15 protein-coding genes are annotated in these 15357 nt (G+C 40.8%); 6 read left to right on the forward strand and 9 right to left on the reverse strand.

The window, feature by feature from the left end:
- The first annotated feature begins 54 nt into the window (after nucleotides 1-54).
- The 6 genes from CZ382_RS20490 to CZ382_RS20515 all read left to right on the forward strand — a co-directional run bounded on the left by CZ382_RS20490 (nucleotide 55) and on the right by CZ382_RS20515 (nucleotide 5811).
- Nucleotides 55-546: an NUDIX hydrolase gene (locus CZ382_RS20490; protein WP_088052988.1), complete on the forward strand. Its 492-nt coding sequence runs from the start codon at nucleotides 55-57 to the stop codon at nucleotides 544-546.
- The gene (gene rapZ, locus CZ382_RS20495) at nucleotides 543-1433 is read left to right on the forward strand and encodes an RNase adapter RapZ (protein WP_088052989.1); all 891 of its coding nucleotides are present in this window, start codon (nucleotides 543-545) and stop codon (nucleotides 1431-1433) included. The genes CZ382_RS20490 and rapZ overlap by 4 nt, the downstream gene beginning before the upstream one ends.
- Nucleotides 1430-2386: a gluconeogenesis factor YvcK family protein gene (locus tag CZ382_RS20500; protein WP_088052990.1), complete on the forward strand. Its 957-nt coding sequence runs from the start codon at nucleotides 1430-1432 to the stop codon at nucleotides 2384-2386. The genes rapZ and CZ382_RS20500 overlap by 4 nt, the downstream gene beginning before the upstream one ends.
- A gap of 33 nt (nucleotides 2387-2419) precedes the next feature.
- Nucleotides 2420-3370, forward strand: coding sequence for a DNA-binding protein WhiA (gene whiA, locus CZ382_RS20505; protein ID WP_088052991.1), 951 nt, complete (start codon nucleotides 2420-2422; stop codon nucleotides 3368-3370).
- Between the two features lie 265 nt (nucleotides 3371-3635).
- Nucleotides 3636-5348, forward strand: a complete 1713-nt coding sequence (locus tag CZ382_RS20510; protein WP_088049437.1) for an IS1634 family transposase — start codon at nucleotides 3636-3638, stop codon at nucleotides 5346-5348.
- Between the two features lie 202 nt (nucleotides 5349-5550).
- A complete protein-coding gene (locus CZ382_RS20515; protein WP_088052992.1) occupies nucleotides 5551-5811 on the forward strand; it encodes an HPr family phosphocarrier protein in 261 nt (86 codons plus the stop codon).
- Between the two features lie 111 nt (nucleotides 5812-5922).
- Here the strand turns inward: CZ382_RS20515 and clpP are convergent, their stop codons facing one another.
- From clpP to CZ382_RS20560, 9 genes are all read right to left on the reverse strand, one after another.
- Complete coding sequence (gene clpP / locus CZ382_RS20520) at nucleotides 5923-6513, reverse strand: ATP-dependent Clp endopeptidase proteolytic subunit ClpP (RefSeq protein WP_088052993.1); 591 nt, start codon at nucleotides 6511-6513, stop codon at nucleotides 5923-5925.
- Between the two features lie 206 nt (nucleotides 6514-6719).
- The gene (locus CZ382_RS20525) at nucleotides 6720-7331 is read right to left on the reverse strand and encodes a response regulator (RefSeq protein WP_088052994.1); all 612 of its coding nucleotides are present in this window, start codon (nucleotides 7329-7331) and stop codon (nucleotides 6720-6722) included.
- Complete coding sequence (locus tag CZ382_RS20530) at nucleotides 7306-8697, reverse strand: sensor histidine kinase (RefSeq protein WP_159457849.1); 1392 nt, start codon at nucleotides 8695-8697, stop codon at nucleotides 7306-7308. The genes CZ382_RS20525 and CZ382_RS20530 overlap by 26 nt, the downstream gene beginning before the upstream one ends.
- A gap of 73 nt (nucleotides 8698-8770) precedes the next feature.
- Complete coding sequence (locus CZ382_RS20535; protein ID WP_088052996.1) at nucleotides 8771-9361, reverse strand: DUF6305 family protein; 591 nt, start codon at nucleotides 9359-9361, stop codon at nucleotides 8771-8773.
- A 95-nt stretch (nucleotides 9362-9456) separates the two neighbouring features.
- Complete coding sequence (nikC, locus tag CZ382_RS20540) at nucleotides 9457-10368, reverse strand: nickel transporter permease (protein WP_088052997.1); 912 nt, start codon at nucleotides 10366-10368, stop codon at nucleotides 9457-9459.
- A gap of 56 nt (nucleotides 10369-10424) precedes the next feature.
- Nucleotides 10425-11429, reverse strand: coding sequence for an ABC transporter permease (locus tag CZ382_RS20545; protein WP_088052998.1), 1005 nt, complete (start codon nucleotides 11427-11429; stop codon nucleotides 10425-10427).
- Between the two features lie 188 nt (nucleotides 11430-11617).
- Nucleotides 11618-13252, reverse strand: coding sequence for an ABC transporter substrate-binding protein (locus tag CZ382_RS20550; RefSeq protein WP_088052999.1), 1635 nt, complete (start codon nucleotides 13250-13252; stop codon nucleotides 11618-11620).
- Nucleotides 13253-13306: 54 nt separating this feature from the next.
- Nucleotides 13307-14308 (reverse strand): ABC transporter ATP-binding protein, encoded by a 1002-nt coding sequence (locus tag CZ382_RS20555; RefSeq protein ID WP_088053000.1) that lies wholly within the window; start codon nucleotides 14306-14308, stop codon nucleotides 13307-13309.
- Nucleotides 14305-15303, reverse strand: a complete 999-nt coding sequence (locus tag CZ382_RS20560; RefSeq protein WP_088053001.1) for an ABC transporter ATP-binding protein — start codon at nucleotides 15301-15303, stop codon at nucleotides 14305-14307. Before CZ382_RS20560 ends, CZ382_RS20555 begins: the two co-directional genes overlap by 4 nt.
- Between the last annotated feature and the right edge of the window lie 54 nt (nucleotides 15304-15357).

A 15357-nucleotide genomic window follows, 5' to 3' on the forward strand; every position in this document is an offset into this window, starting at 1 on the left:
TTTTTCAACGTACATTGTAAAATGATTTCCTCTGCAGAAAGAGGTGTAATGTATATGCAACGAGTTACAAACTGCATATTAATAAATAATGACCATGTATTAGTCTTAAAAAAACCGAGACGCGGCTGGTATGCGATTCCTGGCGGGAAGATGGAACAAGGTGAATCCATTAAAGAATCCGTAACAAGGGAATATAACGAAGAAACAGCGTTAACCTTAATGGATCCGCAATTAGCCGGTGTATTTACATTTAATATCTTTGAACAGGAGACATTTATTCAGGAATGGATGATGTTTACCTTTATTTGCCGCCAGTATACTGGTGAATTAACGAAGCATTGTAAAGAGGGGGAGCTTGAATGGGTTCCTGTTAATCGTGTTTGTATGCTGCCAATGGCGGAAGGTGATCGCTTGATATTTAAACATGTGCTTCAATCAAATGACATGTTATATGGTTCATTCCATTACACGACAGAGTACGAGCTGCTTGATATGCGGCTGGATCCGTTCGTTTCCGTCACATCATATGAGGGGGATGCACAGTGAGCAATACCGAACAAGAAACAAAATTGGTCATCATTACCGGAATGTCCGGTGCGGGAAAAACAGTTGTCGTACAGAGCTTTGAAGATTTAGGGTATTATTGTGTAGATAACTTGCCCCCAGCCCTTTTACCGAAGTTTTTGGAATTAATGCGGGATGCAACAAATAATATTCAGCGCGTTGCTTTAGTCATGGATCTGCGCGGCCGTGAATTCTTTGATTCATTGTTTGAAGCCCTCGATATTTTAGGGGAAGAAGATTGGCTTGAAGAACATATTATTTTTCTTGATGCAAAAGACGAAGAACTTGTTACAAGGTATAAGGAAACACGGCGTTCCCACCCGCTTGCTGTCGGAGGACTTCCGCTCAATGGTATTAAACAGGAACGAAAGATTTTGGATGAGTTAAGGGGAAGAGCTCAGCGCGTTATTGATACAACGAATTTAAAGCCACGGGAGTTACGTGAAAAAATTCTCAAGGCATACACAGAGGAGAAACAGGAAATATTCTCTGTTCATATGGTTTCATTTGGTTTTAAATATGGTGTGCCAATTGATGCGGATCTCATGTTTGATGTCCGATTTTTGCCAAATCCGCATTATGTTTCCCACTTACAGCCATTAACTGGGCTGAATCAGGAAGTTTCGTCATATGTATTTAAATGGTCGGAAACAAGAAAGTTTATTGAAAAAGTACTTGATTTACTGCAATTTATGCTGCCGCAATACAAAAAAGAAGGCAAGTCACAGCTTGTTGTGGCGATCGGCTGTACGGGCGGTCAGCATCGGTCTGTCGCTTTGGCCGAACACTTTGCAAAGCAATTATCATCCGGCTATATTACGCACATTACGCACCGGGATATCGATAAACGTAAGGGGCATCACGTATGAGCAGCAAAAAACAGCCAAATGTTGTCGTAATCGGTGGTGGAACCGGAATGCCGGTTCTTTTGCGCGGGTTGAAGGATTTGCCGATTCATCTTACCGCACTTGTGACGGTCGCAGATGATGGAGGAAGTACGGGAAGATTGCGTTCTGAAATGGCGATTCCCGCACCAGGAGATATCCGTAATGTAATTGCTGCTTTATCTGATGCTGAGCCAATGCTGCTTGATTTATTTCAGCATCGCTTTGCCAATGGAAACGGGTTATCCGGTCATTCGATGGGGAACCTGTTACTCGCGGCGATGACTTCTATAACCGGGGATTTTTATACCGGTATTAAAGAAATCTGCCGGGTACTTAATGTAAAGGGAAAAATCTATCCGATATCAAATGAAAATATGTCACTGCATGCGAAAATGACGGATGGCTCTATTGTGTCTGGAGAATCCTCCATTACGCTTGCAAATAAAAAGATTGAGCGGGTATTTTTAAAACCGCAGCCTGTTAAACCATTACCTAATGCGGTTAAGGCAATTGAGCAGGCGGATTTAATCGTGATTTCACCTGGAAGCTTGTACACGAGTATTATGCCGAATCTGATTATCCCGCAAATTGATGTGGCGATCCAGGAAGCAGAAGCTAAGGTCGTCTATGTTTGCAATGTCATGACGCAAGCAGGAGAGACTACTGGATTTACCGCCAGTGATCATGTAAAAGCCATCCATGATCATATTGGAGAGGGATGTGTGGACGCCATTATTGTCCACAATGAACCGATCAAAAAGTCTGTCCGCAGTATTTATGCAGAGGAGAATGCCGATCCTGTCATCTATGATACGGATCAATTGCTTGCCATGAACCTGCAAATTATTGAAGGGGATATTATCAATCATTCACAAGTAACCCTCAGGCATGATACACATAAAATTGCAAAACTGCTTTATTCGATTATTGATTGATAAGCAGCACTTTTAGGGCAGGGAGGTGTTAAGGTGTCCTTTGCATCAGAGATAAAAAAAGAATTAACGTCGATTGAGGTGGATGAATGCTGTAAAACAGCTGAACTCGCCGCATTAATTCGCATGAACGGTGCCATCTCACTGTCGAAACAGGTTTATATGCTTGATGTACAGACGGAAAATGCCGCAATTGCCCGTCGTATTTATACATTAATTAAATCCTCCTATTCGCTGCCTGTTGAACTGCTTGTCAGGAAAAAAATGAAACTGAAAAAGAATAATGTTTACATTGTCAGGTTGAAAGCGAATGTCCGTGAACTATTGGCGGATCTTGACATCCTAATAGAACCTTATACTTTTGTTCGGACAATTTCCGACCAGTTTACAGAAAAAATATGTTGTAAGCGAGCATATTTACGTGGTGCTTTTTTAGCAGGAGGTTCGGTTAATAATCCGGAAACATCTTCCTATCATCTGGAAATTTTTAATTTTTATCAGGAGCATAACGATGCATTGTGTGATCTGTTAAACAGCTTTCATCTTAAAGCCCGTAAACTGAAACGAAAAAAAGGCTATATTACGTATATTAAAGAAGCAGAGAAGATTACCGAGTTTTTAAATTTAATCGGTGCCCATAATGCCTTATTCAAGTTTGAGGATGTCCGGATTGTGCGCGATATGCGTAATTCTGTCAATCGATTGGTAAATTGTGAGACAGCTAATTTAAATAAAACAATTGGTGCTGCATTTCGGCAAATTGAAAATATTAAGCTTATCGAGGAGACAGTTGGATTGGATGTACTACCGGAAAAACTTCGGGAAATCGCCGTTTTACGTGTTCAAAACCAGGATGTTTCCTTAAAGGAATTGGGAGAGCTCGTAACAACCGGAAAAATTTCCAAGTCCGGTGTCAATCATCGCTTAAAAAAGATTGATCAGTATGCGGAGCAGATTCGTCGTGGCGGAAAATTTGCCGAAAGTTGAGCAAACATTCATTTTGGATACATTCCATGGTATACTAGTTGAAAATTTAGTTGTCCGTCGTGCTTACAGGTTGAGCAGAACCGATTCTTTAAGCGGACACATGGATGAAGGTTTCCTTTTTTTATAAACTCTCCTTCTTTTAAAGGAGGAGGGTTTTTGTAACCCACATTCGGCAGGTGAATAAATAAAGATAATGTATTTTTTAAAGGTTTTTTCCCGTCTTTCTCGAAACGTATAGGAAAGAAGAAAAAGGGAGGGAAATAGGATGAAGCCAAAAGATCGGGTTATGATGCTCTCTACAGGACCATCCCAGTTGATTTCTGCGATTTGCGATGAGATAGGTTTTGAGGACCTTCTTAACGAACAAATCGAATGGGATGAAAGTCGCTGCAAACTATCACCTGGTGCTCGCTTAAAAGCACTGGTTATTAATATTCTTTCGGATCGAGAACCGCTGTATCATGTTGAGCAATATTTTGAAGAACAAGATGTGGAGATGTTGTTTGGTTCTGATGTAGAAGCTTCACATATAAATGAATACGCACTTGGTCGTGCACTGGATGCCTTGTATGAAGTCAACCCGTGGAAGGTATATTCAACGTTGGCCATTTCAGCTTGCCATCAACTAGGCCTGCCTCTTGGGAGGCTGCATAATGATACGACTTCCTACTCTTTGTACGGCGAATACAACACAAAGGAAAAAGTACCGAAGTCAGAAGAAGCAGCGGAGGATTTGGAAATCACGCATGGATTCAGTAAACAACATCGGCCGGATTTAAAACAAATTGTACTCGGTATGAGTGTCACACCAGAACGTATTCCAATCTTAGCTACGGTTGAAAACGGAAATACGGATGATAAAACGTGGAATTTTACATTCATTCAAAAGCTTCGTAACTTACTGTCGGAGGAAGAATGGGGGCAACTGATTTATCAGGCAGATTCCGCCCTGATAACCCTAGATAACCTACGAGAAATACGGGGGAATCTCCACTTCATTTCCCGGCTTCCCGAAACATTCAGCTTGAGTTCTGAATTAAAAGAAAAAGCATGGAAAAAAGATAGATGGGAAGAAATCGGTCAGATAAAGCCACAAAAGAAAGCTGCTTCCTATAAACTCCAGTCATTTACAGAAAAACTGGATGGTTTTATGTATCGCTTTGTTGTCGTCTATTCGGACAAGCTCAATGAACAAAAGGAAAAAACTTTCCTGCGTAAACTGGGAAAGGAACGTATAAAACTCGAAAAGGCAATAGATACATTTGAAAGTACCGTGTATCATTGTGAATCAGATGCCAAGGAAGCTTTGGAGAAGTTTGAAAAAGAAAATGCAAGTCATTATTTCCAGTATTCATTTAAGATGGAACCGGAAGAACAAACGGAAAAACGAAAGAAACGGGGACGTCCAAAAAAGAATGAGGTTCCCAACGTCATCACGGTATATCGTCCTCATCTCCAATGTCTGGAGGAAATAGAGGAGGCAGTTGAGGAAAAGAAACGTAAATTAAGTACGTTCATCCTTATCACGGACAAATGTGATCGTCAAGAGATGACAGACTTAGAGATCCTTCAAACCTATAAAGGGCAAGAAGCTGCGGAAACGCGTTTTCGTGTTTTAAAAAGTCCTCAAATGATAGATGGGTTTTTCCTAAAAAAACCTAGCCGCGTGGCAGCATTAGGAATTGTTTTTGTGATGGCGCTTCTCGTATATGGCATTCTTGAAAATCGTGTTCGAGAAAAAATGAAACAGGAGGAGAAGCCTCTAAATTTAGCTGGAAATAGAAAGTTATTTAATCCGACAGGTCAAGTGTTATTGAAAGAGCTCAAAAAAATAAAAATCATATATATCCAGCAAAATGGAGAGACACTTCGCTTTCTTCCAGATAACATCAATGAAGAATGTAAACGAATCCTTGAACTTGCGGGTTATGATATGACAATATACGTGTCGAAACAAGCAGAAAATACAGTAGTTTAAGTGAGATATGGGGGATTGCGAAAATGAAATGTCGAATATAAAGGAAAAACAAAGAAGAAAGTCTACTATTAAGGAATTAACAAAATAGAGATATTAATTTTAAAAAATGCACCTGAAAAATAGGAGAAAGTTTATCTTTCAGGTGCCGAATATGGGTTGTAAGGATAATGATAGCGTTTACAAAACAGGGAGGATGATGAGATTGGTTGAAAGGTCTGTGACGGTGGGGCTTGAGACAGGATTGCAGGCAAGACCGGCGGCTCTATTTGTACAAGAGGCAAATCGTTATGGCTCGCATTTGTTTTTGGAAAAAGGTGGGAAGCGGATTAATGCAAAAAGTATTATGGGATTAATGAGCTTAGCCGTTGGAACTGGAGAAACCATTACGTTAATTGCTGAGGGTGCTGATGAGGAGGTTGCCATTAATCATTTGGTTTCTTTTGTAACAGCAACAAAGGTCTGACAAGAGTCCAATGAAGTAGACAATCAATGGAACCTGGTATTGTATTACCGATAGTTTCTATCCAAGTAACAGAAAATCCCCTGACCACTAGCAGTTCAGGGGATTAATCTATTATTTATCCGTTTTTTTCTCCATAACCTTATCAATTAAACCGTATTCTTTGGCTCTAGCTGCGGTCATGAAATTATCGCGTTCGGTATCACGTTGAATTACTTCCAGCGGCTGGCCGCTTCGTTCAGCAAGGATTTGGTTGATTTTTTCCCGCATTTCAAGAATACGTCTTGTGTGAATCTCAATATCTGTTGCTTGCCCTTGTGTACCGCCAAGTGGCTGATGGATCATGACCTCACTATTTGGTAACGCATAGCGCTTGCCAATTTCGCCGGCTGTTAATAAGAAGGCACCCATTGATGCAGCCATTCCGGTACAAATAGTTGATACGTCAGGCTTAATGAATTGCATGGTATCGTAAATAGCCATTCCAGCTGTGATTGAGCCACCTGGTGAGTTAATATAAATCGAGATGTCTTTATCGGGATCCTCTGCTTCAAGGAAAAGCAATTGGGCAACGATCGAATTTGCCACATTATCATCGATAGCACTGCCTAACATGATAATGCGGTCTTTAAGTAAGCGCGAGTAAATATCATATGCACGTTCTCCGCGGTTAGTTTGTTCAATAACTGTTGGTATTAAATTCATGTGTAAATCCTCCTTGATTCATTCAAATTAATCCATTGGTTTGGATAGTTTTATCATAACCTAATAGGTCAAAAAAGGTCAAACAAAAACGATCGACAAAAAAAGTGGCATTGGCGTTCTATGTATAGTTTGTACAATTGCCCGACATGACCGAAAGAATACACTTTCCATCATACCCTCTTTTATGGAATATAAACTATATTCCATCATATAAGTTTGTATGTATTTTTTGGTCGGCCTTTTTTACCGTATTGGGATATCACTTCAACTTCACCTTTTCCCTCCAGGTAGTTAAGGTAGCGGTGCACCGTTTGATATGCAACAGGCAATTCGTTTTGAATCTGATTGATGGTCAAAGGTCTTTCTTGCTGGAACAAATAATTTTTAATGGACATTAAAGTTGCCTGGTTTATCCCTTTATCAACAAACACATTGTCTTTACCCCCTATTAGCCTGCCGATTTTTAAATTAATCCGGATTCGTGATAACAGGTCTGGAGCTTTAATTGGTTTTAACGCAAAATCAGTTGCCCCGGCATTCAGAAATGTGTTGGCGATCTCCTGCCGTTCGTCAACTGTTAAAATGATAATCGGAACTGTCTGATTGAGCTTTCGTATTTCTTTTGTTGTTTTAACTCCATCCCAATCGGGCATATGATAATCCAGCAATACCAGATCCGGGTCCATTTTTGCAAATAATTCCGCCGCTTGTTTACCTGTCGCTGCTTCTAATACCTTCCATTCAGCAAACTTGCAAATTTCTTTTAATGTAAAACGAATAGCTTCATTATCATCAACGATAAGAATGGTTGTGCTCATTTCTTTGTTCACCTTCTTTTTGGATGGGCAGCATAATATTCATTTGCGTATGGCTTCCGGGGATGCTGTTCACTGAGATGCTTCCATGATGATTTTCTACTACTTTTTTAACGAAAGATAGTCCGATACCGGAAGAATTCTTTGTGCTGAAGCCGTCCTCCCATATATTTCTTAAATGGGATGTTTTGATGCCTGGACCATTATCCTGAACACGAAGTAAAATACCGTTATCTATTCTTTTGACATAGATGTGGATATATCCTGCTTTTCCAGCAAAAGAAGTAATCGCATTTTCTAAAATATTGGAGATTGCCCGGGAAAAACGTATTTTGTTTATATAAATTGGTGGTAAATTTTCCTCGATGTCAATGCCGAGATCAATTTGTTGTTCATTTAAATCGAGATGACTTGTTACATATTCCAATAATTCCTGAATGGAAATTTCCTGTTTGATATTTTCAGATAAAATTTCTGCAATCATGTCCTTCATTTTCAGCAGTGATTTATCCATCCGATTAAAATATTCCTGCAAATCGTCATTTTCCAGTGGCTGCATTTTTAACTGGATTAATGAGGTTAATCCTTCCACCGTTACCAGTGGTGTTTTCAGATCGTGCACCAATGTATTTATTTCCTGATAGACACTTGATTCGATAAGGGCGATCCGTGTTTCCTTTAACTCTTCCTCCTGTTGCTGATATTTTTTCAAGGTGTAAACTTGTTTATTTACCAAATGGACTAATAAGCTTAAAATGACCGCAATAGTGAGGAAAGCTGTAAAAAAGATCGTTGCTAGTGTATTGAATAATTTATTTTCGGTGAAATAGCTGTCGGCAATTTTAATGCTGACCGCAATATCGTTTGTACCGAACCCGAGATGTGAAAGTCCTGGAATAAGCTGCAACCAACTACTTGCCATTAAAATGAAAAACAGGATAAGCGAAAAAATAAAATAAAAGTACTTTTGCTTCGGTATGTAAAGCTGGAGCAGTGAGATAGCTCCAACCGTTACGATATGGCCAAGATAGGAAAAATGCTCATTGTAAACTTGATTAAACAGGATCATTGCTGCCATTGTTAAACCGATAAAGCCTAAAGAAAATGTGATCGATTTCAAATCTCTGGAAAGGGCGAGGGCAAAAAGCATTGCTCCAAAATAAATAAAAAAGGAAATAAGCACGTATTTTGCAATATACGCGAATGCCGTCACTAGAAGCTGTCCACTATCAAGTAACATAATACTGTTGTTTAAATTATCGATGATGTATAATGACCAGTTTGTGATAAATGTTGGAAACATCTCGCCGTATATAAGTAAAAGCAAACCCAGAAAACCTATAAGGGAATAATTCTTTTCTTTGGACATGATAAATTCCTTTCCGAGGGCAGTCATTAAAACTATTGGAAAGCTTTGATGAGCAAAGGATTACCCTCATTTGCTAACGGAATGCTGAATTAAATGGGGTGGACAAATCATCCAACCGGGTAACAAGCGTCGCAGGTACATGGTGTTTTTTCAATGTGGTAAGCAGTTTGTCCGGGTGCTTTACATTTTTTAATCCAATGTAATAATCGGCAAAAGGAACGATCTGCACAAATAACTTCTCCGTTTCGTCATTCTCACGTTGTTCACCGGAAAGATCGACGAGTACAACAGGTAAATTCATATGTTCTGCTTCTTCGACGAGCTGATCTGTTCGTGTCAATTCTTCTGCAAATGATCTTGGTGTATGGGCTATACCGTTGGCACTGTATCCAAGGACGATCACAACGCTTGCATAATCATATAGATCTGTTGCTAGTGCTCTTGGCCGATAGTCCGCTTCCAGATTGAGGTTCTCTGCGATTTTTAACAGAATTGTTCCTTCTGCAGCCTGGCCGGCCGATGTAATTAAAATTTTTTCCCCGCCAATCGGTGCCGGCAAATTAGGATAGGAGTTAATAGGCTTACTCGGGGAAGAACGGATGGTTGTACATAATAAGATGAAGGCCAACATGATACATATAAATACCGGAATATATTTTTTCATTTACTCACCCCCGTTACATGAATTATTTTTTCAAATAAAAAAGGCAAAGCGATTGCTTCACCTTCTATCATACAATAGTACTATCTGAAATGTCATTATTGTTTTAATCTTGGATCCAGTGCATCACGTAATCCATCACCGAAAAGGTTGAAACCAAGCACAACAAAGAAAATGGCGATTCCTGGAAATGCAACAACCCACGGTGCATTTTGCAAAGCTGCACGTCCATCACTGAGCATTGCTCCCCATTCCGGTGTTGGTGGCTGTGCGCCAAGCCCCAAAAAACTTAAGCCGGCTGCATCCAAAATTGCTGTACCAATGCTAAGTGTTGTTTGAACAATAATCGGGGCAAGGCAATTAGGGAGAACGTGCTGCATTAATACTCTTCCATGTTTTGCACCAATTGCACGTGCCGCTTCCACGTATTCCGTTTCTTTAACGGACAGCACCGCCGATCGGACAATTCTGGCAAATTGCGGAACACCGACAATCCCGACAGCAATCATCGCATTCCGTAAACTGGGACCGAGAACAGCTACAAGCGCTATTGCCAGCAGAATACTGGGAAAAGCCATCATAATATCAATTATTCGCATAATGATCTGATCAACCCAGCGCCCAAAATATCCAGCAATCCCTCCTAGGAGAACACCAACGATCAAAGCAATACCTACTGCAATAACCCCGATTTGAATCGAAATACGGGAGCCATGGACAATCCGGCTGAAAATATCCCGCCCAAGTTCATCGGTTCCGAGCAAATGATCGGATGATGGTGCCTGATACCGGTCAATAATATTTTGTTCTATTGGGTTATGGGTGGCAATCATCGGTGCGAATATCGCCGTTAAAATTAAAATTAAAATAATACACAATCCAATGAAGGATGTTTTGCTTTTAATGATTCTTATTAATGAATCTACCCATAACCTGCTTGACTTGGGTTGGATAGACTCATCGACCCTGGTGGCGTCTGGATCAGGTATCGGGTTTGGCTGAAGTGACATATGTTGCACATCCTTTCCTGGTAGTTTTTAACTCTGAAACGCTGCTGTATGTGTCATCAATCGAATCTAATCCTTGGATCTACATATTTATAAAGGATGTCCGTAAGCAGGTTAACCAAAACAAATATTGTCGCAATCATTAATATTGTGCTTTGTACAACCGGATAATCCCGACCAAGAACAGCAAGGTATACATAACGCCCAACCCCTGGCCATGAAAAAATTGTCTCCGTTAAGACGGCTCCGCCCAGCAGTAAACCGAATTGCAATCCTATAACTGTTAACACAGGCAGGAAAGCGTTTTTTAATGCATGTTGAAAAACAACCAGATGCTTCTTCAACCCTTTTGCACTCGCTGTCCGGATAAAATCCTGCCGCATCACTTCCAGCATACTGGAACGGGTCATCCGGGCGATAATCGCCATTGGAATCGTTCCAAGTGCAAGTCCAGGCATTAACAGGTGGGAGAATGCGTCTTTAAAGGCTGACCAGTTTCCGGTTAGGATGCTGTCCAATAAATAAAAGTTTGTTATCGTATCCAGTTTGATCCCTGCTGTTAATCGTCCTGAAGGAGGCAGGATATTTAACTTGACCGAGAGCAGCCAAATCATCATTAAACCAAGCCAGAATATTGGTAAAGATACACCAAACAATGCGCCGGTCATACTAATATTGTCAAACCAGGAATATTGTTTAACAGCGGCAATTACCCCTGCAAAAATACCAATCACTATTGCTAGAATCATGGCAAAGATCGTTAATTCGATTGTTGCCGGAAGTTTATGTAATAGTTCATATCCAATATTCTCTTTTGACTGGACGGATTCACCTAAATCACCCTGAAGGATATCTCCGATAAACCGCCCATATTGGATGATATACGGATCATTCAACCCCAGCTCAGCACGTAATGATTCAAGCTGTGCCTCCGTTGCTTTTTCCCCAAGCATACTTCTTGCCGGGTCACCTGGGATAAGATGAATGAGAGAAAAAGTAAGAATGGAGACACCGATTAGCACGGGGATAAGCATCAATAGTCTTTGTACAATGTATTTAAGCATGATTTGATTCCTCCGTTTAGTGCAGTTATATCCAAGAACCGGCTAATACCATGGTGAAGAAATTGCCAATTCTTGGATTGATTCTCCATAAAATGTGTTCAAACAGTCGCCGCTTATTATTTGCTGACTGTTTGAACCTCCTCTTAAGGGAAATAACTATTAACACCAATTAAAATGTCGGTAAGCTGCTATTTAATGTTCAGTAAATTAAATGGTTCACTGCCTGTTGCATGTGGTACATAATCAACGACCTTTTTACTTGCTGCAATTGGAGGTGTTGTATGAGCAATTGGGAACCATGGCGCATCTTCGTGAATAAGCTCCTGTGCTTGTAAATAAAGCTCTGTACGTTTCTCTTGATCCATTTCCGTTTGCGCTTGTTTTAACAAGTCATGAAGCTCATCACTCTTGTAAAATGCAATATTACCGGCTGAACCCATTTTTGCATTATCTTTGTCCAGCAATACATATAAGAAGTTATCCGGGTCACCATTATCACCTGTCCAGCCCAGGAACGCCATATCATGTTCGCCGTTTTCGGTTGCTGCCAAGTGGGTATCCCAGTCATTTTCAACGATTTCTACGTTGATGTTTACTTCCTTGAGCATTTCTTGAATTGCCTGGGCGGTTACTTTTGGCTGCGGCATATAGTCTCTTGGATTTGAGAAAATATAAAGGTTGGTATCAAAACCATCCGCATATCCAGCCTCGGCCAATAGTTTCTTTGCTTCCTCGACATCATAGCCATAGTCTTCAATATCGTCATTGTATCCCCATAATGAAGGTGGAAGCGGGTTTTTGGCTGGCTTGCCAATACCTTCATATAATGTAATGAGCTTTTCTTTGTCAATTGCTAAATTAATGGCTTGTCGAACTAATTTTTCGGACATTGGACCTTCTTTTTCCGTGTTCATTGCCAGATAGCTCACATTCATTGACGGTCTGCGGATAATCTGCAGGTTTTCGTCATCCTCTGCCGTTTGAATATCCTGTGGGTTTAACCCTGTCATCATATCAATCGATCCAGACTGAAGTTCCATAAATCTGGCACCATTATCAGGGATTGTACGGAAAATTACTTTCTCTACATTGGCAACCTCACCAAAGTAGTCGTCGTTTTTCGTAACAGTAATACTGTCATCAGGAACCCACTCATCAAACACGAATGGACCTGTTCCGACCGGGTTTTTAAAATAATCTTCCCCATATTTTTCGACCGCCTCTGGACTTGCAATACCGAACGGTGGCATCGCTAGTGTTTGCAGGAATGGAGCATTTGGTTCGGACAATGTAATCGTAACCTCGTAATCACCGGTTGCTTCCACCTTTTCAATAATCCCGCCAAGATCATCCTCCGAAGCACCAAACATGTAGCCATAGTAAATAAATTCGGCTGATGTTGCCCAGCGTTCGAAATTATAGACAACATCCTCAGCAGAAAAGTCATTGCCATCATGGAATTTTACATCGTCACGCAGTTGGAAAGTCCAGGTTAAACCGTCATCCGAAACATTCCATTCTGTTGCGAGGGCAGGTCTTACCTCTGTATTTTCTTCTTTATAGCGTACTAATGTATCATAGATTTGATTGGTTACGTAAATCGATTCGCCATCTGTTATTTTTGATGGATCCAATTGAATGGAATCAGCGCCACGCCCGAAGATTAGTGTTTTCTCGCCATCTGTTTTTTCCGTTTCTGTACTTCCATCACTTTTGTCAGTTCCATTACTATTCGATGAACTTGAATTACTGCTGCAGGCACTGACAACTAGTACGAAAAATAAAAGCAAGGTAAACAGTGATAATAAATTACGCTTTCTCAAAATAGTTCCCCCTTGGAAATTAGTATTCTAGTAAATAATGAACCGTCGTGTCGATTAAGAATTTACCACCTCCTCAACTTCCTCGACTTCCTCAACGAAGTGACATGCGGCCATTTGTCCAGTCGCCGAAACTTTTTTGAGCTGTGGCTCCTCTGTACGGCATATTGCTTCAGCAAATGGGCATCTTGTATGAAATTTGCATCCCTGTGGCGGATTTGCCGGTGAGGGAAGGTCACCAGATAAAATAATTCGCTGTTTGTCGTGATGTGGATTGGCCTCTGGAACGGCGGATAATAATGCTTGTGTATATGGGTGTTTCGGATTTTGGTACAGCTCGTGAACGTCGCCGATTTCTACAAGTTCACCAAGGTACATCACAGCAACGCGGTCGCTAATATGATGGACAACGCTTAGGTCGTGTGCAATGAAAATGTATGTAAGATTAAATTCTTCCTGCAGCTCTTCCATTAAATTAATAACCTGTGCCTGAATGGAAACGTCCAATGCTGAAACAGGCTCATCACAAATAACCAGTTCCGGATCTAATGCGAGTGCACGGGCAATACCAATCCGCTGGCGCTGCCCGCCACTAAACTCGTGCGGATAGCGTTGCTTATGGTACGAACTTAGGCCAACGACATCAAGCAAACGGGCTAATTTTTTCGTACGCTCCTCTTTGGGGATATTAAATATTTTCATCGGCTCCGTAATCGTTTGTTCAATCGTCTTTCTCGGGTTGAGAGAAGCATACGGATCCTGAAAAATAATTTGCATGTCTTTGCGGAGCTTTCGCAATTTTTCACCATGAAATGTTGCAATATTTTCTCCTTTGAAATGGATCTCGCCATCCGTCGGTTCTAACAGTTTTAGAATGCTTCGTCCGGCTGTTGATTTCCCACATCCACTCTCCCCTACAAGCCCTAATGTCTCCCCGGCCTGGACGGAAAAAGAAACACCGTCAACAGCCTTTAGTACAGGTTTATCCTTGGCAAATAGTTTTTTACTTTTTAGCGGGAAATGCTTTTTTAAATTTTTCACTTCTAATAATGTACTCATGTTGATACCGCCTTTTTCGATTCCTCGTAAAGCAAACAACGAACAAGATGACCGTCATCGATTGGTTTTAAATCAGGGTCAATCGTTAAACAGCTCTCCATTACATGCTTACACCGAGGTGCAAAACTGCAGCCCTTTGGTAATGCTCGTAAATCTGGCGGACTTCCGTGGATCGCTTCCAGTTTCTGCTTCTCGGCTGTTATTTTAGGTATGGAGTTCATCAAACCTAGTGTATAGGGGTGTTTTCCTTGATCAAACAATTTATTAGTCTCGGTAAATTCTACCGGCTTACCGGCATACATCACCATTACCCGATCACAGACCTCCGCAACGACGCCCAGATCATGGGTAATCATGATAATCGCCATATCAAGCTCCTGCTGCATTTTTTTAAAAAGTTCCAGGATTTGCGCTTGGATAGTGACGTCCAATGCGGTTGTAGGTTCATCTGCAATAAGCAGGGAAGGGTTGCACGATAAGGCCATCGCGATCATAACACGCTGACGCATGCCACCACTAAATTCGTGTGGGTAATTTTTTATACGTTTTCTTGAGTCAGGAATTCCAACTAAATCCAATAATTCAACTGCACGTTCCTTTGCCTGTTTTTTGTTGATATTTTCGTGTGCCAAAATGGTTTCAATCATTTGTTTTTCCACGGTGAAAACCGGATTTAGTGATGTCATTGGATCCTGGAAAACCATAGCAATATCTTTTCCGCGAATCTTGCGCATTTGTTTCTCTGTTTTTTGGAGAAGATTTTCTCCATTATAATAGATTTCGCCATCAACAATTCTGCCAGGTGGAGAAGGAACTAAACCGAGAATGGACATTGCAGTTATACTTTTGCCTGATCCTGATTCACCAACGATTCCGAGTGTTTCCCCAGGTTTAATAGTCAGGTCAACACCATCGACGGCTTTAACCACACCAGACTTCGTAAAAAAATGTGTATGTAAATTATTGATCTGCAGGAGCGGTAATTCCGTTTCCATAATATCCTCCTTTGTCGTGAAGTAAATTGACTCTTTTGAATTGACATATATTAT

It is taken from the genome of Virgibacillus dakarensis (genome assembly GCF_900155625.1).
GTDB classification, from domain to species: domain Bacteria; phylum Bacillota; class Bacilli; order Bacillales; family Amphibacillaceae; genus Lentibacillus_C; species Lentibacillus_C populi.

Bases quoted from the DNA above. Each gene is read 5' to 3' on its own strand.
- CZ382_RS20555 (WP_088053000.1), bottom strand. From the start codon at position 14,308: ATGAGTACATTATTAGAAGTGAAAAATTTAAAAAAGCATTTCCCGCTA.
- CZ382_RS20560 (WP_088053001.1), bottom strand. From the start codon at position 15,303: ATGGAAACGGAATTACCGCTCCTGCAGATCAATAATTTACATACACAT.
- CZ382_RS20525 (WP_088052994.1), bottom strand. From the start codon at position 7,331: ATGAGCACAACCATTCTTATCGTTGATGATAATGAAGCTATTCGTTTT.
- CZ382_RS20535 (WP_088052996.1), bottom strand. From the start codon at position 9,361: ATGAAAAAATATATTCCGGTATTTATATGTATCATGTTGGCCTTCATC.
- clpP (WP_088052993.1), bottom strand. From the start codon at position 6,513: ATGAATTTAATACCAACAGTTATTGAACAAACTAACCGCGGAGAACGT.
- nikC (WP_088052997.1), bottom strand. From the start codon at position 10,368: ATGTCACTTCAGCCAAACCCGATACCTGATCCAGACGCCACCAGGGTC.
- CZ382_RS20490 (WP_088052988.1), top strand. From the start codon at position 55: ATGCAACGAGTTACAAACTGCATATTAATAAATAATGACCATGTATTA.
- CZ382_RS20500 (WP_088052990.1), top strand. From the start codon at position 1,430: ATGAGCAGCAAAAAACAGCCAAATGTTGTCGTAATCGGTGGTGGAACC.
- CZ382_RS20545 (WP_088052998.1), bottom strand. From the start codon at position 11,429: ATGCTTAAATACATTGTACAAAGACTATTGATGCTTATCCCCGTGCTA.
- CZ382_RS20510 (WP_088049437.1), top strand. From the start codon at position 3,636: ATGAAGCCAAAAGATCGGGTTATGATGCTCTCTACAGGACCATCCCAG.
- CZ382_RS20530 (WP_159457849.1), bottom strand. From the start codon at position 8,697: ATGTCCAAAGAAAAGAATTATTCCCTTATAGGTTTTCTGGGTTTGCTT.